This window comes from Pseudomonas sp. NPDC089534, from assembly GCF_044749305.1.
Lineage (GTDB): Bacteria > Pseudomonadota > Gammaproteobacteria > Pseudomonadales > Pseudomonadaceae > Aquipseudomonas > Aquipseudomonas ekonensis.
The window spans coordinates 12,257-33,742 of record NZ_JBIVHR010000065.1; the positions used below are offsets into that span (position 1 = coordinate 12,257).

The 21,486-nt window shown below is 65.8% G+C and carries 15 protein-coding genes; 6 read left to right on the plus strand and 9 right to left on the minus strand.

Translation table 11 applies throughout. From position 1 onward, the window contains the following. Positions 1–492 precede the first annotated feature (492 nt). The 3 genes from ACIP0B_RS19325 to ACIP0B_RS19335 form a co-directional block, all read right to left on the minus strand. A complete protein-coding gene (locus tag ACIP0B_RS19325; RefSeq protein ID WP_400835111.1) occupies positions 493–1,314 on the minus strand; it encodes a peptidoglycan DD-metalloendopeptidase family protein in 822 nt (273 codons plus the stop codon). A 3-nt stretch (positions 1,315–1,317) separates the two neighbouring features. Further along, on the minus strand, positions 1,318–2,697 hold the full coding sequence (gene xseA, locus ACIP0B_RS19330; RefSeq protein WP_400835114.1) for an exodeoxyribonuclease VII large subunit: 1,380 nt from the start codon (positions 2,695–2,697) through the stop codon (positions 1,318–1,320). A gap of 80 nt (positions 2,698–2,777) precedes the next feature. After that, positions 2,778–3,710: a LysR family transcriptional regulator gene (locus tag ACIP0B_RS19335; RefSeq protein ID WP_400835117.1), complete on the minus strand. Its 933-nt coding sequence runs from the start codon at positions 3,708–3,710 to the stop codon at positions 2,778–2,780. Between the two features lie 101 nt (positions 3,711–3,811). Here ACIP0B_RS19335 and ACIP0B_RS19340 point away from each other — a divergent pair, with 101 nt between their 5' ends. From ACIP0B_RS19340 to guaA, 4 genes are all read left to right on the plus strand, one after another. After that, entirely contained in the window at positions 3,812–4,579 is a 768-nt protein-coding gene (locus ACIP0B_RS19340) for a sulfite exporter TauE/SafE family protein (protein WP_400835120.1), read from the plus strand. 164 nt (positions 4,580–4,743) lie between these two features. Beyond that, positions 4,744–5,292: a sugar ABC transporter ATPase gene (locus ACIP0B_RS19345; RefSeq protein ID WP_400835123.1), complete on the plus strand. Its 549-nt coding sequence runs from the start codon at positions 4,744–4,746 to the stop codon at positions 5,290–5,292. A 115-nt stretch (positions 5,293–5,407) separates the two neighbouring features. Beyond that, a complete protein-coding gene (gene guaB, locus ACIP0B_RS19350; protein WP_400835126.1) occupies positions 5,408–6,877 on the plus strand; it encodes an IMP dehydrogenase in 1,470 nt (489 codons plus the stop codon). A 96-nt stretch (positions 6,878–6,973) separates the two neighbouring features. Then, positions 6,974–8,551 (plus strand): glutamine-hydrolyzing GMP synthase, encoded by a 1,578-nt coding sequence (gene guaA, locus ACIP0B_RS19355; protein ID WP_085586659.1) that lies wholly within the window; start codon positions 6,974–6,976, stop codon positions 8,549–8,551. Between the two features lie 94 nt (positions 8,552–8,645). On the opposite strand, the gene ACIP0B_RS19360 is transcribed toward guaA, so the two are convergent. Beyond that, positions 8,646–13,259, minus strand: coding sequence for a membrane-targeted effector domain-containing toxin (locus ACIP0B_RS19360; protein WP_400835130.1), 4,614 nt, complete (start codon positions 13,257–13,259; stop codon positions 8,646–8,648). A gap of 203 nt (positions 13,260–13,462) precedes the next feature. Here ACIP0B_RS19360 and ACIP0B_RS19365 point away from each other — a divergent pair, with 203 nt between their 5' ends. Both ACIP0B_RS19365 and tadA read left to right on the plus strand, forming a co-directional pair. Then, on the plus strand, positions 13,463–14,839 hold the full coding sequence (locus ACIP0B_RS19365; protein WP_400835133.1) for a multicopper oxidase family protein: 1,377 nt from the start codon (positions 13,463–13,465) through the stop codon (positions 14,837–14,839). Further along, positions 14,839–15,336, plus strand: coding sequence for a tRNA adenosine(34) deaminase TadA (gene tadA / locus ACIP0B_RS19370; RefSeq protein ID WP_400835136.1), 498 nt, complete (start codon positions 14,839–14,841; stop codon positions 15,334–15,336). Before ACIP0B_RS19365 ends, tadA begins: the two co-directional genes overlap by 1 nt. A 262-nt stretch (positions 15,337–15,598) precedes the next feature. Here the strand turns inward: tadA and cmoB are convergent, their stop codons facing one another. The 5 genes from cmoB to lon all read right to left on the minus strand — a co-directional run bounded on the left by cmoB (position 15,599) and on the right by lon (position 21,241). Beyond that, positions 15,599–16,555 carry a tRNA 5-methoxyuridine(34)/uridine 5-oxyacetic acid(34) synthase CmoB gene (cmoB, locus tag ACIP0B_RS19375; protein WP_400835139.1) on the minus strand — a complete coding sequence of 319 codons (957 nt, stop codon included), beginning with the start codon at positions 16,553–16,555 and terminating at the stop codon, positions 15,599–15,601. Next, complete coding sequence (gene cmoA, locus ACIP0B_RS19380) at positions 16,552–17,295, minus strand: carboxy-S-adenosyl-L-methionine synthase CmoA (RefSeq protein ID WP_400835142.1); 744 nt, start codon at positions 17,293–17,295, stop codon at positions 16,552–16,554. The genes cmoB and cmoA overlap by 4 nt, the downstream gene beginning before the upstream one ends. Positions 17,296–17,564: 269 nt before the next feature. After that, positions 17,565–18,200, minus strand: a complete 636-nt coding sequence (locus ACIP0B_RS19385; RefSeq protein WP_400835145.1) for a lysoplasmalogenase — start codon at positions 18,198–18,200, stop codon at positions 17,565–17,567. A 1-nt stretch (position 18,201) separates the two neighbouring features. After that, entirely contained in the window at positions 18,202–18,594 is a 393-nt protein-coding gene (locus ACIP0B_RS19390; protein WP_400835148.1) for a protease inhibitor I42 family protein, read from the minus strand. A gap of 229 nt (positions 18,595–18,823) precedes the next feature. Beyond that, complete coding sequence (gene lon, locus ACIP0B_RS19395; protein WP_400835151.1) at positions 18,824–21,241, minus strand: endopeptidase La; 2,418 nt, start codon at positions 21,239–21,241, stop codon at positions 18,824–18,826. Positions 21,242–21,486: the final 245 nt, after the last annotated feature.

Consider the following 21,486-nt stretch of genomic DNA (forward strand, 5'->3'; position numbering starts at 1 on the left):
AGGCTGCGGTGCTGGCGAAGCTGAATAAGGGTGTGAGAGGTTTTCATGTCCTCAACCCTAACCGCGAGGGGGGAGGATGGCAAGCAGTCGGAAAAATTTGAGAGGAATACTCGGAAAACGGGGATTCGCGAGATTTTATTGTGCTGGGTGGCGCTGAATTTCTGAATGATTGCGCACTGTTTTGGGTCGGCGCAATTGGCGGATACCGGGTTGTGGGGATAAAAAGCGCCGGTTTTCCGGGGTGTCGCGCTGATGTCCAGATCGCCATCGTCGGATCGCCGCCGGGTGCAAGCCCGCTCCCACCGTGATTGATGTCGCACACAAGATTCAGGTCAGTTGCCGACCCTGTGGGAGCAACTGTCTTAATCATGTCCTGCGGCGCTTGGACTGCCGCCATCGCTGGCAAGCCAGCTCCCACAGGTATCGCGGATCACCGAAGATCCCTGTGGGAGCGGGCTTGCCCGCGATGAGGCCGGCGTTTTCGCCGCCGCTTCAGGGCTGGAACGCGCCGATGAAGATCGCCGGATCCACCCGCGCATCGTTCAGGCTGACGTTCCAGTGCATGTGCGGCCCGGTCGCCCGGCCGGTGGCGCCGACCTTGCCCACCACCGCGCCGCGGGCCAGTTGCTGGCCGTTGGTCACGTCGATCTTCGACATGTGGCAGAACATGCTGATGAAGCCCTGGCCGTGGTCGACGAACACCGTGTTGCCGTTGAAGAAGTAGTTGCCGATCAGGATCACCTTGCCCGCCGCCGGGGTCTTGATCGGCGTGCCGGCCGGCACCGCGAAATCCAGGCCCGCATGGGGATTGCGCTCTTCGCCGTTGAAGAAGCGGCGCACGCCGAACTTGCTCGACAGCGGCCCGTTGACGGGCTTGTCCAGCAGCAGGTTGCTCGGCGTGTTCGGGCTGAAGCTGCGGTAGGCCTTGATCTGCTCGGCCAGTTCGCCTTCGATGCGCTTGAGGTTGGCCGGGTTCGGGTTGACCTGCTGGGTGTTCTTCAGGGTGATGTGCTGTTCCGGGTACTTCTTGTTGCCCACCGTGAAGTTCAGGCTGCGGCCGGCGCTGCTGATCTGCTGCACGCCCGGCTTGACCGTCAGCGGCACGCCGACGATGGCCAGCCAGTTGTTCTGCTCCTTGACCACCAGCACCGGTTTGCCCTGATACGTGGCTTTGGGCGCCTGGGCGGCGCTGCCCAGGTCGACCACCGCCACGCCGCCCGGCACCGGTTTGTTCAAAAGCCTTGTGATGTAGCTGTCGGCGTGGGCGTTGAAGGTCAGGCACAGCAACAGCAGCGGAGCGAGGAAACGCGGCATGGATCAGTCCAGTAAAGAAAGGGTGACAGGCGTCAGGTGATTGTCCTCGACGCGCACGTGCAGTTCGCCTTCGCCGAGCCTGGCCTTGAGGCGTTGGCCGTTCTGTGTCTGCGCGGCGCTGCGGATCGCGTTGCCGCGTTCGTCCAGCAGGATGCTGTAGCCCCGGCCGAGCGTCGCCAGCGGGCTGACCACATGCAGGGTCTGCATCTGGCTGTGCAGTTGCAGGCGCCGGTTCTTCAGGCCTTCGCGCATGGCCCGGGGCAGGCGTTCGGCCAGGCTGTCCAGGCGTTGGCGCAGCAGGGCCAACTGGCGTCCCGGATGCTGCCCGGCGAGGCGGGCCTCCAGGCGCAGCAGGCGTTCGCGGCGGGTGTTCAGGTGGCGCTCGAAAGCCCGGCGCAGGCGCATGTCCAGGTCGTCCAGGCGCTGGGCCTGCTGGCGCAGGCGTTCGCCGGGATGGCGCAGGCGGCGGGTCATGCCTTCCAGGCGCAGGCGGTCGCGCATCAGGCGGTCGCGCATGCGCATCACCAGGCGCCGGTGCAGGCTTTCGACCTGACGGATCAGGTGGCTGGAATCCGGGGCGAGCAGTTCGGCGGCGGCGGAGGGCGTCGGCGCACGCACGTCGGCCACGAAGTCGCTGATCGACACGTCGGTCTCATGGCCGACGGCGCTGACGATCGGCGTCACGCAGGCATCCACGGCGCGGGCCACGGCTTCTTCGTTGAAGCACCAGAGGTCTTCCAGCGAGCCGCCGCCGCGGGCCAGGATCAACGCATCGAAGCCCCGGGCGTCCGCCAGCTTCAGGGCCCGGACGATCTGCGCGGTGGCCTCGCGGCCCTGCACGGCGGTGGGGATCAGCGTCAGTTGCACCTGCGGCGCGCGGCGGCGGAACACGCTGATGATGTCGCGGATCACCGCGCCGGTCGGCGAACTGATGATGCCGATGCGCTGCGGATGGGCGGGCAGCGGCACTTTGCGCTCGGCGCTGAACAGGCCCTCGGCGCTGAGCTTTTCCTTCAGCGCGTCGAAGGCCAGGCGCAGCGCGCCGTCGCCGGCCGGCTCCACGGTATCGAGGATCAGCTGGTAGTCGCCGCGGCCCTCGAACAGCGAGACTTTTCCGCGCACCTTGACCGCCAGGCCGTCCTTCAGCGCCTGGCGCACCCGCGCCGCGTTCTGGCGGAACAGCGCGCAGCGCACCTGGGCGCCGCTGTCCTTGAGGGTGAAGTACACGTGCCCGGACGCCGGGCGGGCCAGGTTGGAGATTTCGCCTTCGACCCAGATGTTGCTGAACACGTCTTCGAGCAGCACGCGGGCGCGGCCGTTGAGCTGGGTGACGGTCAGGACTTCGCGGTCAAGGCCGAGTCTTGCAAAGGGATCTTTAATCATGGGGCGCAGTGTAAAGGGATTCGGTGGCGATTCTCCATGACTGCGCCCAAATCCCTTGCGGGGGCGATTGCCACGTTCTGCTAGGCGGTGCCCTCTCTGGCGCCGTCGCCAGCAGGCCGGCTGCCACAGGATGCGGTGAAGGTCTCGATGAAGCGTCGGACCAGCGGCGGCGGATCCTGCCGGCAGGCGAGGGCGACGGTGCTGTGGCAGCCGGGATCGGCCAAGGGCAGGAAGCGCACGCCCGGCGGGGCGATGGCCTGCATCGACTCCGGCAGCAGGGCGATGCCGAACCCGGCCTGGATCAGCTGCAGCTGCGTGGTCTTGCGCGAAATCACCCGTGCCGCTTTCGGGAAGAAGCCATGGCGCATGCACAGCTCCGCACATAAATAGCTGAGCCCGCCGCGCTGGGGGTGCGGGATCGAGATGAACGGCTCGTCCTTCAATTGCGCCAGGTCGATGGCCGAACCCGTCTTGACCAGCCGATGGGTGTCCGGCGCCGCCAGCAGCAGGCGTTCGGTGAACAGCGGCAGCACTTGGACGCCTTCGCGCTGGCGCAGCACCGGCAGGCGCAGCAGGCCGACATCGAGGCGGCCCTCGGCGAGTTCCTCAAGCTGCGCTTCGGAGGAGAGCTTGCCGATGTCCAGCGACACGCCGGGCAGTTGCTCGAGAAAAACGCCGATGCCGTCCAGCAGCCCACCGCTGAGCGCAACGGTGCTGGAATGGCTCAGGCGCACCGTGCCGCGCCGGCCGGTGCCGACTTCGGTGGCCAGGGCGCTGGCCTTGTCCAGTTCGGCGAGCAGGTTGCGGGCCCGGGGCAGGAAGGCTTCGCCGGCTGCCGTGAGCCGGGGCTGGCGGGCGGTGCGTTCGAACAGCGGGGTGTGCAGGCGCTGCTCCATGTCCTTGATCTGCCGGCTCAGCGCCGATTGGGCGATGAACAGGCGCTCGGCGGCGGCGCTGAAGCTGCCGCAGTCGGCGATTTCCACGAAGTAGCGCAGTTGGCGGGTGGAGAGCACGAGGTATGCCTTTTCGAGATGGCTGGGTGGCTCAAGCGATATTAGTCGCAAGTCTCGCCGCTGGCTAAAGTCATCCCGGACTGACATGAGGAGACGGACGGATGAGTGTGGCGGCATTGTTGAGCGAATGGTCGTGGGGCGTCGGGGGCTGGGCCGCCGTCGGCGCGGGGGTGGCGCTGGCGTATGTGGTCTTCGGCATCGCCGGTTTCGGCACGGCGCTGGTGGCGGGGCCGATCCTGATCCTGTTCATGCCGTTGTCGAAGATCGTGCCGTTGCTGGTGCTGCTGGATTTCGTCGCCGCGTTCGGCAACCTGCTGCCTTCGCGGCGGGACGTGGCGAAGCCGGAACTGCTGCGCCTGCTGCCGTGCATGGCGGTGGGGTGCACGCTAGGGGTGATTTTCCTGCTCAACCTCAAGTCCGACCTGCTGTTGCTGATGATGGGGCTGTTCATCAGCGCGTATGCGGTCTACAGCCTGTGGGTCAAGGCCCGGCCGACGCAACTGGCCGCCGGCTGGGCGCTGCCGATGGGTACGGTGGGAGGGCTGTTCGGTGCGCTGTTCGGCAGCGGCGGCTTTCTGTATGCGATCTACCTCAACAGCCGGTTGCCCAAGGACGCGGCGCGGGCCACGCAAAGCGCGCTGATCAGTTGCAGCACGGTGGTGCGCTTGAGCCTGTTCGCCGTCGCGGGGGTGTATGCCGAGCTACCCTTGCTGATGCTCGCGCTGTGCCTGATGCCGGCCATGGCGCTGGGCTTGTGGTCCGGGCGGCGGTTGACCGCGCGCCTGTCCCGCGAGGCGTTCGTGCGGCTGGTGACCTGGCTGGTGCTGGCCAGCGGGGTTGCGCTGATCGGGCGCTGGTTCGGCACTTGACCGGGGCGCGTCAGGCATTAAGCTGCCGGCCGCACTTCCTTGTGGGAGCGAGTCTGCTCGCGATAGCGCCCATTCAGCCGACACATCGCTGGCTGATGCGACGCCGTCGCGAGCAGGCTCGCTCCCACAAGGATGATCAACCGTATCCGCAGCAGGCTGGGCCCATGAACTCGCAAAGCATCCTCGTCCCGAAAATCTCCACCCTGCCGGTGCACGAACCCCGCGCCCGGGCCATCGTGCGCTGGCTGGTGCGCAAGAACATCGTCGAGGAACAGTTGAGCACCTGCGGGCGCACCGGCAACCGCATGGGCCACGCGATCGCCGAAGGGGCCCGCGAGGTGGTGCTGCATCCCGAGGCGTTGCCGTTCGGCGAGCCGGTCAACGGCTTGGAGATCATCGTCAAGCGCTGCATCTATACACCGGCCAAGGGCTTCCTCGAAGAGGCCGGCTGCGCCGAGTGCCGTCAGGAGATCGGCGAAGCGCTGTTCGAAAGCCTGGAAGACTGGATGCCCAACCGCACCGACAATTTCACCTGCCCCGAGTGCGGGCACGAAGACGACATCAACGGTTTTCTGTTCCTGCAGCCCTGTGCGTTCTCCAACCTGGGGTTCATCTTCAACAACTGGCTGGAGGCCGGGTTCAAGCAGAGCTTCATCGACGAATTCGCCGATTGGCTGGACCAGCCGGTGAGCTGGGTGAAGGTGGAGCTCTAGGCGCCGGGTTTTCCGTACATCAGCAACATTGATATCAGGCGAGTTTTGCATTGAGCCCGGCGGGGTGTCTGAGTATAATGGCGCGCTTCCATTTTCCCGCCCGGGAGCCCCCGCGATGCTGCGTATCAGCCAAGAAGCTCTGACCTTCGACGACATTCTCCTAGTGCCCGGTTATTCCGAGGTGCTTCCCAACGAAGTCAGCCTGAAGACCCGCCTTACCCGTGGCATCGAGCTGAACATTCCTCTGGTTTCCGCCGCCATGGACACCGTCACTGAAGCCCGTCTGGCCATCGCCATGGCTCAGGAAGGCGGCATTGGCATCATCCACAAGAACATGACCATCGAGCAGCAGGCCGCCGAAGTGCGCAAGGTCAAGAAGTTCGAGGCCGGCGTGGTCAAGGACCCGATCACCATCGAGGCCGACGCCACCGTGCGTGACCTGTTCGAACTGACCCGCCAGCACAACATCTCCGGCGTGCCGGTGCTGCACGACGGCGACCTGGTCGGCATCGTCACCTCCCGCGACGTGCGCTTCGAGAACCGCCTGGACGCCAGCGTGCGCGAAGTGATGACGCCCAAAGAGCGTCTGGTCACCGTCCGCGAAGGCGCCGACAAGAACGAAGTCCGCGAGCTGCTGCACAAGCACCGCCTGGAAAAAGTCCTGATCGTCGACGACAAGTTCGCCCTCAAGGGCATGATGACCGTCAAGGACATCGAGAAGGCCAAGGCCTACCCGCTGGCCAGCAAGGACGACCAAGGTCGTCTGCGCGTCGGCGCTGCGGTCGGCACCGGCAAGGACACCGGCGAGCGTGTCGCGGCCCTGGTCAACGCCGGCGTTGACGTGGTGGTGGTCGACACCGCCCACGGCCACTCCAAAGGCGTGATCGACCGCGTCCGCTGGGTCAAGGAAAACTTCCCTGAAGTGCAGGTGATCGGCGGCAACATCGCCACCGGCGCCGCCGCCAAGGCCCTGGCCGAAGCCGGCGCCGACGCGGTCAAGGTCGGCATCGGCCCTGGCTCGATCTGCACCACCCGCATCGTCGCCGGTGTCGGCGTTCCGCAGATCAGCGCCATCGCCAACGTGGCCGCCGCCCTTGAAGGCACCGGCGTTCCGCTGATCGCCGACGGCGGCATCCGCTTCTCGGGCGACCTGTCCAAGGCCATCGTGGCCGGCGCTTCCTGCGTGATGATGGGCTCGATGTTCGCCGGCACCGAAGAGGCGCCGGGCGAGATCGAACTGTTCCAGGGCCGTTCCTACAAGGCTTACCGCGGCATGGGTTCGCTGGGCGCGATGGCCCAGGCCCAGGGTTCCTCCGACCGCTACTTCCAGGACTCCTCGGCCGGCGCCGAGAAACTGGTTCCGGAAGGCATCGAAGGCCGCGTGCCGTACAAGGGCACCCTGACCGCGATCATCCACCAGCTGATGGGCGGCCTGCGTTCCTCGATGGGCTACACCGGCAGCGCCAACATCGAAGAGATGCGCACCAAGCCTGAATTCGTGCGGATCACCGGCGCCGGCATGGCCGAATCCCACGTCCACGACGTGCAGATCACCAAGGAAGCGCCAAACTACCGCGTAGGTTGAGCCTTCAAAATCGCTAAGCAACCGGGGCTGTTCATTCAGCCCCGAGTTGTTTCTGAATCACGACTGTTACTGATTGACTTAAGACGAGACTGAATCATGGCCCTCGATATTCACGCTCACCGCATCCTGATCCTCGACTTCGGCTCCCAGTACACCCAACTGATCGCCCGCCGCGTGCGCGAGATCGGCGTGTACTGCGAACTGCACCCGTTCGACATGGACGAAGATGCGATCCGCGAATTCGCCCCGAAGGGTGTCATCCTCGCCGGCGGCCCCGAGTCCGTGCACGTCGCCGACAGCCCCCGCTGCCCGCAGGCCGTCTTCGACCTGGGCGTTCCGGTCTTCGGCATCTGCTACGGCATGCAGACCATGGCCGAGCAGTTGGGCGGCAAGGTCGAAGGTTCCGAACTGCGTGAGTTCGGCTACGCCCGTGTCGACGTGGTCGGCAAGAGCCGCCTGCTCGACGGCATCGAAGACCACATCGACGCCGACGGCCTGTTCGGCCTCGACGTGTGGATGAGCCACGGCGACAAGGTCACCAAGATGCCGGAAGACTTCCACATCCTGGCCAGCACCCCGAGCTGCCCGATCGCCGGCATGTTCAACGACGAGCGCGCCTACTACGGCGTGCAGTTCCACCCGGAAGTGACCCACACCAAGCAGGGCGGCCGCATCCTGTCGCGCTTCGTCCTCGACATCTGCGGTTGCGAAGCCCTGTGGACGCCGTCGAAGATCGCCGAAGACGCCATCGCCAACATCCGCGCCCAGGTCGGCACCGACAACGTGCTGCTGGGCCTGTCCGGCGGCGTCGATTCCTCGGTGGTCGCGGCCCTGCTGCACAAGGCCATCGGCGACCAGCTGACCTGCGTGTTCGTCGACAACGGCCTGCTGCGCCTGCACGAAGGCGACCAGGTGATGGCCATGTTCGCCGAGAACATGGGCGTCAAGGTGATCCGCGCCAACGCCGAAGACCAGTTCCTGAACAACCTGGCCGGCGAAGCCGACCCTGAGAAGAAGCGCAAGATCATCGGCCGCACCTTCATCGACGTGTTCGATGCCGAGTCCTGCAAGCTGAACAACATCAAGTACCTCGCCCAGGGCACCATCTACCCGGACGTGATCGAGTCGGCCGGCGCCAAGAGCGGCAAGGCCCACGTGATCAAGTCGCACCACAACGTGGGCGGCCTGCCGGAAGAGATGAACCTGAAGCTGGTCGAGCCGCTGCGCGAACTGTTCAAGGACGAAGTCCGCCGTCTGGGCCTGGAGCTGGGTCTGCCGTACGACATGGTCTACCGTCACCCGTTCCCGGGCCCGGGCCTGGGCGTGCGCATCCTCGGCGAAGTGAAGAAGGAGTACGCCGACCTGCTGCGCCGCGCCGACCACATCTTCATCGAAGAGCTGCGCAAGGCCGACTGGTACCACAAGGTCAGCCAGGCGTTCGTGGTGTTCCAGCCGGTGAAATCGGTGGGCGTGGTCGGCGACGGCCGCCGTTACGCGTGGGTCGTGGCCCTGCGTGCCGTCGAGACCATCGACTTCATGACCGCCCGTTGGGCGCACCTGCCGTACGAGCTGCTGGAAACCGTTTCCGGCCGCATCATCAATGAGATCGAAGGCATCTCCCGCGTCACCTACGACGTGTCGAGCAAGCCGCCGGCGACCATTGAGTGGGAATGATCCAGACCGGGCCCGTCGTTTCGGGCCTGATCCGGTAATGCCCAAAAGCCCCCGGTCGCGAGACCGGGGGCTTTTTTTTGCGTCGGCCGGCCGATCAGACGGGTAAGCGGCCCTCGGGGCGCATGCCCATTTTGTTGAGGGCCCAGGTCAGTTCCGCGAAGCTGGCAAAGGGCACGTCGCTCACGCCCGTCCATGAGGCGCGGTGGAGCCGGTACCGGTGGCCTTCGGTCAGTTCCACCGGCGTGCGGACGATCAGGTTGTCTCGGCTGCGGTGGATCAACGTCCAGCCGTCATCGTTTCTCTCGAAGGTGTACATGCCATGCCGCATCAGCAGCCGTTCGAGATCCGCAGGCGTCCTTTCAGCCGGGGCCTGCGGCATTTTCAGGCTCAGATCGGCGTACAGCGTTTCGACGTTGCTGCCTTCGGCCGCTTCGGCCGCGGATTGGCTCCGGGCTGTCTCGATGCCGCGGTCCGCCTCTATCAACGAAGCGGAATCAGGCGAAACCTCTTCGATGCGCAAACCGATGCCGCCCTGCAATTCGCTGATGCCCGCCATCCCCCGGAAGGTATTGATGTTGTCCTGTTCCGTCAGCACGACCCACTTGGCTGCCCCGTTGAGCGACTGGTCGCTCTGCATGATCGAGTGAGTGAGATAGCTCTTGAGCGCTTGTTCCTCTATTTCCGGCAATGTCGGGCCGGGGTAGCGATAGCTGGCCAGGCAGTCGGTCGCCTGAACCCGGATCCCGTTGAGGCGGGCAGTCCTGACCAGTTCCAGCGGCGTATGGCGCCCTGACGGATCGCTTTGCAATTGCTGCAGCGTCTGCTCAAGGTCGGCGGACATGTCCCCGGAGCGGAAGAACGCGTTCAGGTCGGTCTGGCTGAAGTCGTTGAGCAGACGATGGACATAGAGGGTCTTGACCCCTTGCCGGGCCAGCTGCGGCATGTGCTCGATGAGAAAGCGCACGCTGGCGATGCGGTCCTGGCTCTCGCCGACGACCAGGCCGGGCGATTCGGCGAATACGTCATCGATGAGTTCCGCAGCGGTGGTCGCCGGTGTGACGACAGGGATTGGCGGACGTGCAGGCAAGGTGCTGAAAAGGTTCTTGCGGGCGAAAAAGTGAAGGGAGTCGCCTGCCAGTTTGCGCCGCAACGGCGCCACGTATTCATCGTATGAGGTGATCCCCTTCAGGGTGCCGTCGGGCAGCCGCAGGATTTTGATGTGTGTTTCCCGCTCGCCCAGCGCCAGTTTTCTGAGGCCGTACCGGGATGGGGCTTCATACCGGGTCAACGGGCGGCGAAGCGGCGGTGGAGAGGCCGGTGGCGCAGGGGCCGGTTGCGGTGCGGCGGCGCGGGACATGCCCTTGAGGTTATTGCCGCCGCCCTTCAGGCCAACCCCGGCTGCCGGTTCCCATTCAGACCGCTCGTTCAGGCGTACAGGCACGGTGCCTGAAAATGCATCGGGATTTGCAGGGTCGACAATGGCCCAGGTGCCGCTGCCGTTGATATCGGCCTCGTAGCGCACGTAATAGGCCCGATCGTTGAGGAGAATTGCCGTCGAAGGGTTTCCGTCGAGCCGATAGATGCCCTGGAACTTGCCGGGCCCGGCGTCAGGCGTCCTGCCGTCCAGCACCTCATTGGCCATCCAGCGCGAGAGCTTCGCTTGGGCGGGCGCACTCAGCAGCGGTGCAAGTCCGGGCGGCACAGATGCGCTCTGCACCGGCCACCCCATCGGCCGCAGGCCTCTTTGCGTCAGGGCCTGTTTGAGCTCATCGAAGCTGTCGACCGTGATGGAGTCGTATTCCGGCCGCATCGGCGTCTGCAGATTGATCCGCCCGCCGGGCGTCGTGCGCACGACGCTGTCCGCCATGTGGAGCGTTGCGTTGCGGTAGACCACCAAGATGCTGTTGCGGTAACGCTGGAAGGTGAACATGCCGGGTTCCGGCAGCAGGGCGCGAAGCTCCTGCGGGGTTCTGTAGGCCCAGGGCGTCGGCATCTGCATGCGCCAGGTTCCCTGGATCTGCGCTTGTACCGTGTCGAATTCGGAGACTCCGTCCACCGGGTCATAAACGGGGGAGCCGGGGTAGTCGGAATATTCGACGACCACCCCGGGATCCGCGCCGATGGGGGCTGCATGGCCCGGCGGGACGTCATCGAAGCGCAGGCTCAGGGCGTCGGCCTGTTCGCTGATGCCCTGGTGGCCCCTGAAGGTGGTCATGTGTTCCCGGTCCACCAGGGCCACCCATTTGGCCGGGCCTTTGATGGCTTCGTTGAACCGGATGACCTGGCCGGCGAAAAAGCTCCTGGCCATCGGCAGATCCGGCTCCGAGCCGAACGCGGCCCGGTTGACGTTGAAGGTGGTGGACAAGTCGAGCGCCTGCACGCGGATCTTCGAGGCATTGGCGGCGTTTACCAACTGCGTGAGCGTGAACCGCCCGTCGGGGTCGTTGCCGGCCATGAAGTCGAGCCTGTGCAGGTAGTCCGCCAGCTCTGCGGGCATGCGGCCTGTGCGGGCGAACGCGTCCAGCTCCGACTGGTTGACGTTGGCCAGCAGTTGCTGCAGGTAGAGCGTCTTCACGCCCCGGCCGGCGAGGGCGGGCATGTTTTCGATCAGGAACTGTTTGCTGCCGATGCAGCCCCGTGTCTCGCCGATGACCAGGCCCGAGTTTTGCGCAAAAGCCGTGTCGAGCAGATCGCCAGGCGTGCCGAGAGAGGCGCTGGAGGCCGCGGGCAGGCGAGGCGTCGCAGGATTGGCCGCATACCAGGCGCGGGCATCTTCGAACAGGTTGTCGCGGGCCGGTTCCTGGCTCAGCTCGAAGCGGCTCAGGGGGCGGGAAACGCGGGACGCATCGGTGACCGACTGAACATCGTCCGCTCCGCCCAGGGCCCAGGCCCTCATGTCGCGGGCCTCGATTTCCGCGACGCGGGTGCCGGGCAACTGCGCCCAGGGCTGCGGGGTGGAGGTGTTGGCGCGCGGCAGGTCCATGCCCCCTTTCAACCCGAGCCGCGGAACGGGTTCCCATTGGCCGGCGGCATTCAGCCGGACGGGAATCGACCCGGAGAAGGCGTTCGGCCGGGCCGGGTCGATGATTGCCCAGGTGCCGGCGCCGTTCACCGAGGTTTCGTAGCGGACGTAGTAGCTGCCGTCGCCGAGGCGGATGGCCGACGAGGGGTTGGACGACAGACGGTGGATGCCCTGGAACTGGCCCGGTTCGCGGATCAGCGAGTCGTCATCGAGCGACAGGCCGATTCTGTAGGACTCCGGAATCCTGGAGGCCGGCCTTGGGCGATCAACCGCTGGGGCCTTCGCTTCGGGGAGGGAGGGTTCCGGGGCTTCGGACGGCTGCGTCGCTTCTTTCAGCTTGGCCATTTCCCTGGCCTCGGCCGCTTCGACGTCGGGGCCGATCTCTTCCAGTGAGCCGGGCCCGCCGAGGGCGACCAGGTTCAGCAACAGGTTGAAGCCGTCGAGCACCGCTCCCAGGACGCCGGCCTTGCGCTCTTCGGGGGTTCTGCCATTGACCGCTTGATCGATGTTGAGCCCCATGCCGGCGAGGCTGGCGCCGACCAGCGGCAGTGCGACAGGCCAGCCGACGACGGCCATGGGCGCGAAGACTTTCATGCCGGCGCTGAGGTAGCCGATCCAGAGTTTCTTGCGCAGGTCACCGTTGGAGACCAGCGTCAGCTCGGCCTCGATGAACATGGCGTCGCGGGTCGATTCCTGAAGCCAGGTGAAGGCATCGCCACCGACGGCCTTGTCGTTCTGGTTGATCAGGTGGTGGTCGTGCTTGCCCCACGTGCCGACCAGGCGGTTCATCAGGTCGGTGATGTGGTCGGCGATCTCCTGGCGGTCGGCAAGGGGGAAGTGTGTCATGAACGCCTGGCGGTCCTGCGGCTGGTTCATCCGCGTCAGCATCCAGAAATGCATGTCCGTGGCGGTCTCCAGCACCGTGAAGGCGTTGTCTTCGCCGGGCAGGTAAACGATCTGCCGGCCCTTGGGCGCCACGAAGCGCAGGATGTCGGTGGCGGTGAACCCGGCGACATCCAGGGTGCGGACATTGCCCGTCGTGGCCTGTGTCGATTGCAGCCACTTCAGGGTGACCGGCCAGGTGACCGGGCCGAGCGCGGCCTGGGTGACGAAGCGGAAGTTCTCGTCGCTCAGTTGGCGCTTGTCCCGGGCCTGCACGGCCCTGAGCAGGAAGGTGCACTTGGCCAGGGTGCGGAAGTCGCTGCCCGAGCGGTTCCAGAATGCGGTCAGCCGATCCTTGTACAGCGTGCTGAAATCGAGGTTCCAGAAGTCTTTCAGCACCTCGTTGCCGTGCAGGCGGACCTCGTTGGTTTCGTTGAAGGTGCCTGCGCCGGGGCCTGCGGTGTAGAAGCCGGCGTACACGTCGAGCAGGTCGGCGTTGTCCTGGTCGGCGACACGGAAGCGCTGGATCACCAGTTGGGTCAGGCTCAGGGTCGAGGTCGGTATGGCATTGACGTGCTCCCAGCCGGTGAAGGTTCGCCCGTTGCTTTGGGCCGCGTCGAAACGGTGGAAGTACACCCGATCCGGATCGAGGCCGGTGGTGCCGTGCCTTTTCAGCAGGTCGACGGCCACTTCACGGGCGGTTTCGTGCAGGCCCGGGCAGTCCGTGATGACGCGGGTGGCGATGGCCTTGAGCGCCGCCTTGTCGGCGGCGTTGGGCAATGTACGGTGGTCGTCTGGGGTCATGCTCTTTCACTCCTTGAGAAACGGGCAGGGAGCATGACCCCTTTGGGCAGGACAGGTGCGTTACCGGGGTATCGGATCGCCGATGCGCGCGTCACGCCGCGGTGCGTCTCCACGTCGCCCTTACCGTTTGCCAGTTGCGGGTGTATCGTATTCGCCTTTTGCGGGCCCGGTGCCCGCCGTCGATCCGTGAGGTAGCCCAGTTCATGTCCTTTACCCGTCGCCAAATCCTCGGTGGCCTGGCCGGTCTTGTTGTCGTTGGCGTCGGTGCGGGAGGGACGGCGCGCTACTGGCTGGGCAAGCGGGCGGAGGCCGATGCGGGGCACGACTATGAGCTGATCGCAGCGCCGCTCGACGTCGAGCTGGTGGCCGGGCACAAGACCCAGGCCTGGGCCTTCGGCCCGTCGGCGCCGGGCACCGAACTGCGCGTGCGTCAGGGCGAGTGGCTGCGGGTGCGCTTCATCAACCGGCTGCCGGTGGCCACCACCATCCACTGGCACGGCATCCGCCTGCCGCTGGAAATGGACGGCGTGCCGTACGTCTCGCAATTGCCGGTGCTGCCGGGCGAATACTTCGATTACAAATTCCGCGTGCCGGACGCCGGCAGCTACTGGTATCACCCGCACGTCAGCAGCAGCGAAGAGCTCGGCCGCGGGCTGGTGGGGCCGCTGATCGTCGAGGAGCGCGAGCCCACCGGCTTCCGCTACGAAAAGACCTTGAGCCTGAAGAACTGGCACGTGGACGACGAGGGCAACTTCGTCGACTTCAGCATCCCCCGCGAAGCGGCCCGGGGCGGCACGGCGGGGCGCCTGTCGACCATCAACGGCGTGCCTTCGCCGGTCATCGAACTGCCTGCCGGGCAGATCACGCGGGTGCGCCTGCTCAACCTCGACAACACCCTGACCTACCGGATCAACATCCCCGGCGTCGAGGCGCAGATCTACGCGCTGGACGGCAACCCGGTGGAGCCTCGGCCGTTGGGCAAGGAATACTGGCTCGGCCCCGGCATGCGCATCTGCCTGGCGATCAAGGCCCCGGCGGCAGGCCAGGAACTGTCGCTGCGCAACGGCCCGGTGCGGCTGGGCACCCTGCGTTCGGTGGCCAACGACGATGCGCCGACCGAGTGGCCGAAGGCGCTGCCCGCCAACCCGGTGGCCGAGCCGGACCTGGCCAAGGCCGAGAAACTCAACTTCAATTTCGAATGGGTCGGTTCCGTGTCGGTGAACGTCGACAACGGCAAGCCGCCGAGCCTGTGGCAGATCAACGGCAAGGCCTGGGACATCACCGACAAGACCTGCGCCGACCGGCCGATCGCCAGCCTGAAGCTGGGCCAGAGCTACATTTTCGAACTCAAGAACATGACCCAGTACCAACACCCGATACACCTGCACGGCATGAGCTTCAAGGTGATCGCCTCGAACCGGCGCAAGATCGTTCCGTACTTCACCGACACTTACCTGCTGGGCAAGAACGAGCGCGCGCAAGTGGCGCTGGTGGCGGATAACCCCGGGGTGTGGATGTTCCACTGCCACGTGATCGACCACATGGAAACCGGCCTGATGGCCGCCATCGAGGTGAAGTGATGCGCCAGATTCGCCCTGCGGCGATCATCGACCGCAGCCGTGACCGCGATTTCATGCGCGAGGCGTTGGCCCAGGCCGCGCAGGGTGCGGCCCTCGGCGAAGTGCCGGTGGGCGCGGTGCTGGTGCAGGACGGCGAAATCGTCGGCCGCGGCTTCAATTGCCCGATCAGCACCAGCGACCCCAGCGCCCACGCGGAAATGGTCGCCATCCGCGCCGCGGCCCAGGCGGCCGGCAACTATCGCCTGCCGGGCAGCACCCTCTACGTGACGCTGGAGCCGTGCAGCATGTGCGCCGGGCTGATCGTGCATTCGCGCATCGCGCGGGTGGTGTACGGCGCGCTGGAGCCCAAGGCCGGGATCGTGCAGAGCCAGGGGCAGTTCTTCACCCAGGGTTTCCTCAACCATCGGGTGCTGCATGAGGGCGGGGTGCTGGCGGAGGAGTGCGGGGCGGTGCTGACCGAGTTCTTCAGGGCCCGGCGGGCCAAGTCTTCGGACTGAACGCTTGCTTGTCTGATTCGGTTCGGCGGCGTCTTGGCGGACGCCATCGCCAGCAGGCTGGCTCCCACAGGGAATGGCGGTGCCCACAGATTGCGCAGTCAATCGAGGTCCCTGTGGAAGCAATGCTTTGCTCCTGCACAGCAGGGCCTGAGTTGATGCCATCGCCAGCAGGGTCTTGCGGTGAACGCAGTGGCTGCATTCGGCCGAGTCCCCTTGTGGGAGCCAGCCTGCTGGCGATGGCGCCGGTGAGGGCGCCGCAGATCTACTTGCGGGCGACGATCACCGCACGCATCGGCGCCGGCAGCCCTTCGATCGTCTTGCTGTGGTCGTGCGGGTCGAGGAAGTCGCTCAGCGACTGATACTTCATCCACTCGGTGCTGCGCTGTTCCTCGACGGTGGTGAAGCTCACGTCCACGCAGCGCACGTCGCTGAAGCCGGCGCGGCGCAGCCACAGCTCCAGCGCCGGCACCGACGGCAGGAACCACACGTTGCGCATCTGCGCGTAGCGGTCCTCCGGCACCAGCACCTGGTGCCGGTCGCCTTCGACCACCAGGGTCTCCAGCACCAGTTCGCCGCCCTTGACCAGGCAATCCTTGAGCGCCAGCAGATGCTCGATCGGCGAGCGGCGGTGGTAGAACACGCCCATGGAAAACACGGTGTCGAAACCTTCGAGGTTCGGCGGCAGGTCTTCGAACGGGAACGGCAGGTGCCAGGCGTTCGGCTGCGACAAATAACGCTGCACCGCCTGGAACTGGCAGAAGAACAGCCAGTTCGGGTCGACCCCGATCACGCTGTCGGCCCCGGCGCCGAGCATGCGCCACATGTAGTAGCCGTTGCCGCAACCGACATCGAGGATGCGCTTGCCCACAAGGTTCAGGTGCGGGGCGACCCGCGACCATTTCCAGTCCGAGCGCCATTCGGTGTCGACGTGCACGCCGAACAGGTCGAACGGCCCCTTGCGCCAGGGCGACAGGCCCATCAGCGCGGTGCGCATCTGCGCGCGGGTGGCGTCGTCGCAATCGCTGTCCAGTTTCAGGCCGTCGAGCAAGTCGACTTCGCTCGGCCGGATCTGCGGCAAGGCGTCCAGCGCGCTTTGCCAGCGCTCAAGGTCGCCGTGGCCCTTTTCCATTTTCTTGTCGAGCTGCGCTTGCAGGGTATTGGCCCAGTCGGCCAGCGGCGTGCCGGCCAGACGGCGGGCGAGGGGGGACAGATCGATCATGGCAGGGCAATCAAGGAGGCGAAGTTAAGGCATTGGAACCACGGCACGACTTTCGAGAACCCGGCGGCCAACAGGCGTTCGCGGTGTTCTTCGAGGCTGTCGGGCTTCATGACGTTTTCGATGGCGCTGCGCTTCTGGGCGATCTCCAGTTCGCTGTAGCCGTTGGCGCGCTTGAACGCCACATGCAGGTCGGTGAGCAGCGCGTGTTCGTCGGCGTCGTTGAAGCGCAGCTTCTCGGACAGGATCAGCGCGCCGCCGGGCAGCAGGGCCTGACGGATGCGGCCGAGCAGGGCCAAGCGCTGCTGCGGTGCGATGAACTGCAGGGTGAAGTTCAGCGCCACCACCGAGGCCGGCTTGAAGTCGAGCGCCAGGATGTCGGCTTCGATCACCTCGACCGGCAACAGCTCCTGGAACATCGAATCCTGACCGTTGAGGTACTCGCGGCAGCGTTCGACCATCGCCGCAGAATTGTCCACCGCGATCACCCGGCAACCGTCGGTGCGCACATGGCGGCGCAGGGCCTGGGTCACGGCGCCGAGGGAGGCGCCCAGGTCGTAGAGCACGCTGTGGGGCTGGGCGAACTGCGCGGCGAGCACGCCGAGGTTCTCGACGATGGTCGGGTAACCCGGCACCGAGCGCTTGATCATGTCCGGGAACACCCGCACCACGTCCTCGTTGAAGGCGAAGTCAGGCACCTGGGTCATGGGCTGGGCGAAAATGCGGTCGGGTTCTTTGCTCACGGCGGTTCCGGCGGTTCGGTGGAAAAGGCCGGCATTTTAGCCAAATTGGCACCGGGATGCGCGGGTTGGCTGATAAACCGCTCAAGCCTGGCAGGAGACCCTGTGGCGAGGGAGCTTGCTCCCGCTCGGCTGCGTAGCAGTCGCAACGGCTATTCACCTGCAATACCGCGTGCACCGGATTCGGGGTCGCTTCGCAACCCAGCGGGAGCAAGCTCCCTCGCCACAGGGGGGAGCGGTCAGCACAAGGGAGGAGCGGCCACCACAAGGGATCAGCGTTGTTTTTGCGAGAACGCCGAGGCGGCGATGCCCCACTGGCCCAGCCAGTAGCTGAGGATGATGAGGTAGGGCGCGGCATGGAACGGCGCGACGAAGCGGTTGATGCCGATCACGCTGTCGGAGAACACGAACGCCACGGCCCCGGCGGCGGCCAGCAGCGCCGAGCGTTGCGGCACGCCGCTGCCCAGGCGGGCCAGGGCGCGCCAGAGCATGGCGCTGATGGCCGTGCCGTAGACGATCACCGGCACCAGCAACGGCCCCAGGCCGCTGGACACCAGAATGCCCAGCAGCACCGCGCCCAAGGCCAAGGCGAGAACCAGCGGCAGCACGGCCAGGCGCCGGCAATCGCTGAGGTAGGCTTTGAGGTAGGCCAGGTGCGCGACCAGAAAGGCGCCGAGGCCGAACACGAACAGGTCGCCCGGCCAGGCCAGCAGCACGTCGCCCACCAGCGAGAAGATCAGGCCCAGGCTGATCCAGCGCCGGTAGTCGCCGGGCGGCGCGTCGTGCAGCCAGCCGAGCAGCGCCAGCACCGGCAGCGGCTTGACCAGCAGGCAGAGCAGCGCCGCGTGGGTGCTCAGGCCGTAGAGGAAGGTCACCGCGCCCATCAGCGCCAGGATCAGCCAGCCCATGTCAGTTGACCGAAATGGCGCAGTCGAAGGTTTCCACCGGCAGCACCTCCGGCGCCCACGGCTGCTGCGAGGTCAGGCGCAGGCGCCCGGTGCCGGCGGCGAAGGCCTGGAAGCGCCAGGTGGACAGGCCCGCCGCGCCGACCACGCCGGCGTCCTCGGGGTTGCTGTAGACCTCGGGGCTCAGGGCGCGCAGCACACCGCCGGCGGAATCCTGGATGGCCCAGCGGTAGCCGGTGGTGGGGTTGCTGGGCAGGGTCACGATCAGGTTTTGCCCGTTGGCCAGCCGAACCGGGCATTCGCTCTGTTTTTCCACGGTCACGTTGGTTTTCGGTTGCGTGGCGCAAGCGGCCAGCAGGGCGAGACTCAGGGGGACGAACAGGCGAATGGGGGACATGGGGTGAGGGGCTCCGGCGTTCTCGACGAACGGCGAGCATAACTGAAGATGAGACAAAGTGTGACAGTCGGGGTTTGGTGTTATCGCTGCTGGCGCCATCGCTGCGGTGCGGCGATCCGACAAGCCAGTTCCCACAAGGATCAGCGGTGTTCGCAAGCGGTGGGGTCACCGCAAAACCTGTGGGAGCTGGCTTGCCAGCGATAGCGGTAGTGCAGGCACTACATGATTATCAGAACAGCACCTTCGCCACCTCCGCGAACCGCTTGGCGAAGTGCACGATGATGCCTTCCTTGAGGTAGTCCGGCAGTTCCTCGAAGTTGCCCCGGTTGGCCTCCGGCAGGATCAGTTCGAAGAGCTTCTGCCGCCGCGCCGCGATGACCTTCTCCCGCACCCCGCCGATCGGCAGCACGTGCCCGGTCAGGGTCAGTTCGCCGGTCATGGCCACGCCTTTCTTCGGCGGCTGGTTGCGCGCCAGGGAAAGCAGGGCGCTGGCCATGGTCACGCCGGCGCTCGGGCCGTCCTTGGGTGTCGCGCCTTCCGGCACGTGCAGGTGGACGAACGCCTCGTCGAAGAACTTCGGGTCGCCGCCGAAGGATTTCAGGTGCGAGCTGACGTAGCTGTAGGCGATCTCCGCCGATTCCTTCATCACGTCGCCCAGTTGCCCGGTGAGCTTGAAGCCCCGGTTGAGCGTGTGGATGCGCGTCGCCTCGATCGGCAGGGTCGCGCCGCCCATGCTGGTCCAGGCAAGCCCGGTGATGACGCCGGTGCCGGACAGCACCTGTTCGTTGCGAAACACCGGATGGCCCAGCGAGGCCTCGAGGTCCTTGGGGCCCAGTTTGATGACGGCCTTCGGGTCGTCGATCAGTTTCATCACGGCCTTGCGCACCAGTTTGCCCATCTGCTTTTCCAGCTGGCGCACGCCGGCCTCGCGGGCGTAACCGTCGATCAGGGCCTTGAGGGCCGCGTCGCTGATGCTCAGGCTGCCCTTGGACACGCCGGCCTTCTCCAGCAGCTTGGGCCACAGGTGGCGCTTGGCGATGGCGACCTTCTCTTCGGTGATGTAGCCCGACAGGCGAATCACTTCCATCCGGTCCAGCAGCGGGCCGGGGATCGAGTCCAGGGTGTTGGCGGTGCAGACGAACAGGACTTTGGACAGGTCCATCCGCAGGTCGAGGTAATGGTCGAGGAACTCGACGTTCTGCTCAGGATCCAGGGTCTCCAGCAGCGCCGAGGCCGGGTCGCCCTGGTAGCTCTGGCCCATCTTGTCGATCTCGTCGAGCATGATCACCGGGTTCATCACTTCGACGTCTTTCAGGGCCTGCACGAGCTTGCCCGGCTGCGCGCCGATGTAGGTGCGCCGGTGGCCCTTGATCTCGGCCTCGTCGCGCATGCCGCCGAGGCTGAAGCGGTAGAACGGCCGGCCCAGGGACTCGGCGATGGATTTGCCGACGCTGGTCTTGCCCACGCCCGGCGGGCCCACCAGCAGCACGATGGAACCGCTGATCTCGCCCTTGTAGGCGCCGACCGCGAGGAATTCGAGGATCCGGTCCTTGATGTCGTCGAGCCCGGCGTGGTGCTTGTCCAGCACCTTGCGCGCGTGCTTGAGGTCGAGCTTGTCCTCGCCGTACACGCCCCACGGCACCGAGGTCGTCCAGTCGAGGTAATTGCGGGTGACCGCGTACTCCGGCGAGCCGGTCTCCAGGATCGACAGCTTGTTCATTTCCTCTTCGAGGCGCTTCTGCACCTGCGCCGGCAGCACCTTGCCCTCCAGGCGCTGCTCGAACTGTTCGAGGTCGGCGCTGCGGTCGTCCTTGGTCAGGCCCAGCTCCTGCTGGATGACCTTGAGCTGTTCCTTGAGGAAGAACTCGCGCTGGTGCTCGCCGATCTTGCGGTTCACCTCGGCGGAGATCTCTTTCTGCAGGCGCGCGACCTCGACTTCCTTGCGCAGCATCGGCAGGACTTTTTCCATGCGCTTGAGCATCGGCACGCAGTCGAGCACTTCCTGCAGCTCGGGGCCTGTGGCCGAGGTCAGGGCGGCGGCGAAGTCGGTCAGCGGCGACGGGTCGTTGGGGCTGAAGCGGTTGAGGTAGTTCTTGAGTTCTTCGCTGTACAGCGGGTTGAGCGGCAGCAGTTCCTTGATCGCGTTGATCAGCGCCATGCCGTAGGCCTTGACCTCGTCGGTCGGCTCCGTGGGCTGGTGCGGGTATTCGACCTCCACCAGGTACGGCGGGCGGTGGTGCTTGAGCCAGGTCTTGATGCGCACGCGGCTCAGGCCCTGCGCGACGAACTGCAGCTTGCCGTTCTCGCGGCTGGCGTGGTGCACCTTGACCAGGGTGCCGTACTCGGGGAGCGCCTTGGTGTTGAAGTGGCGCGGGTCTTCCTGGGGCGTGTCCATGAAGAACAGGGCGAGCGAGTGGTGCTCGGACTGGCTGACCCGGTCCAGGGTTTCGGCCCACGGCTCTTCGTTGACGATGACCGGCAGCACTTGCGCCGGGAAGAACGGACGGTTGTGGATCGGGATGACGTAGACCTTGTCCGGCAGGTTCTGGCCGGGCAGGGCCAGGCCCTTGCCGGTGGAGCGGTGTTCGATGTGTTCGGCTTCTGTGTAGTCGTCGGGGGTGTCCGGGAATTCTTGCTGGTCGCTCATGGGGCACCTGCGCAATGGGGTATGGGGGGTTAGATGGGGCAGGGTTTCGGTGGTTTCAATGGGGTGGGATGTTTCTGGGTGTGTGTTCAGGGTTTTGACAGGGTGTGGGTGTGGGGGTTGGGTTGGGTTGGCCTTGGCGGCCTTTGGGCCGACCAGGCTGTGGGTGGTTTTGGGGGCATATCCGTTTCTTCGGGTGTTGCCGCTGGCGGTTCCGCCCTTACGGCGGGTCACTTTTGGCAAACGCC

Coding starts and splice junctions, on each gene's coding strand:
- ACIP0B_RS19390 (WP_400835148.1), bottom strand. CDS start 18,594: ATGTCCCCCATTCGCCTGTTCGTCCCCCTGAGTCTCGCCCTGCTGGCC.
- guaA (WP_085586659.1), top strand. CDS start 6,974: ATGGCCCTCGATATTCACGCTCACCGCATCCTGATCCTCGACTTCGGC.
- ACIP0B_RS19345 (WP_400835123.1), top strand. CDS start 4,744: ATGAACTCGCAAAGCATCCTCGTCCCGAAAATCTCCACCCTGCCGGTG.
- lon (WP_400835151.1), bottom strand. CDS start 21,241: ATGAGCGACCAGCAAGAATTCCCGGACACCCCCGACGACTACACAGAA.
- tadA (WP_400835136.1), top strand. CDS start 14,839: ATGCGCCAGATTCGCCCTGCGGCGATCATCGACCGCAGCCGTGACCGC.
- ACIP0B_RS19325 (WP_400835111.1), bottom strand. CDS start 1,314: ATGCCGCGTTTCCTCGCTCCGCTGCTGTTGCTGTGCCTGACCTTCAAC.
- cmoB (WP_400835139.1), bottom strand. CDS start 16,555: ATGATCGATCTGTCCCCCCTCGCCCGCCGTCTGGCCGGCACGCCGCTG.
- ACIP0B_RS19360 (WP_400835130.1), bottom strand. CDS start 13,259: ATGACCCCAGACGACCACCGTACATTGCCCAACGCCGCCGACAAGGCG.
- guaB (WP_400835126.1), top strand. CDS start 5,408: ATGCTGCGTATCAGCCAAGAAGCTCTGACCTTCGACGACATTCTCCTA.
- ACIP0B_RS19340 (WP_400835120.1), top strand. CDS start 3,812: ATGAGTGTGGCGGCATTGTTGAGCGAATGGTCGTGGGGCGTCGGGGGC.
- ACIP0B_RS19365 (WP_400835133.1), top strand. CDS start 13,463: ATGTCCTTTACCCGTCGCCAAATCCTCGGTGGCCTGGCCGGTCTTGTT.
- ACIP0B_RS19385 (WP_400835145.1), bottom strand. CDS start 18,200: ATGGGCTGGCTGATCCTGGCGCTGATGGGCGCGGTGACCTTCCTCTAC.
- xseA (WP_400835114.1), bottom strand. CDS start 2,697: ATGATTAAAGATCCCTTTGCAAGACTCGGCCTTGACCGCGAAGTCCTG.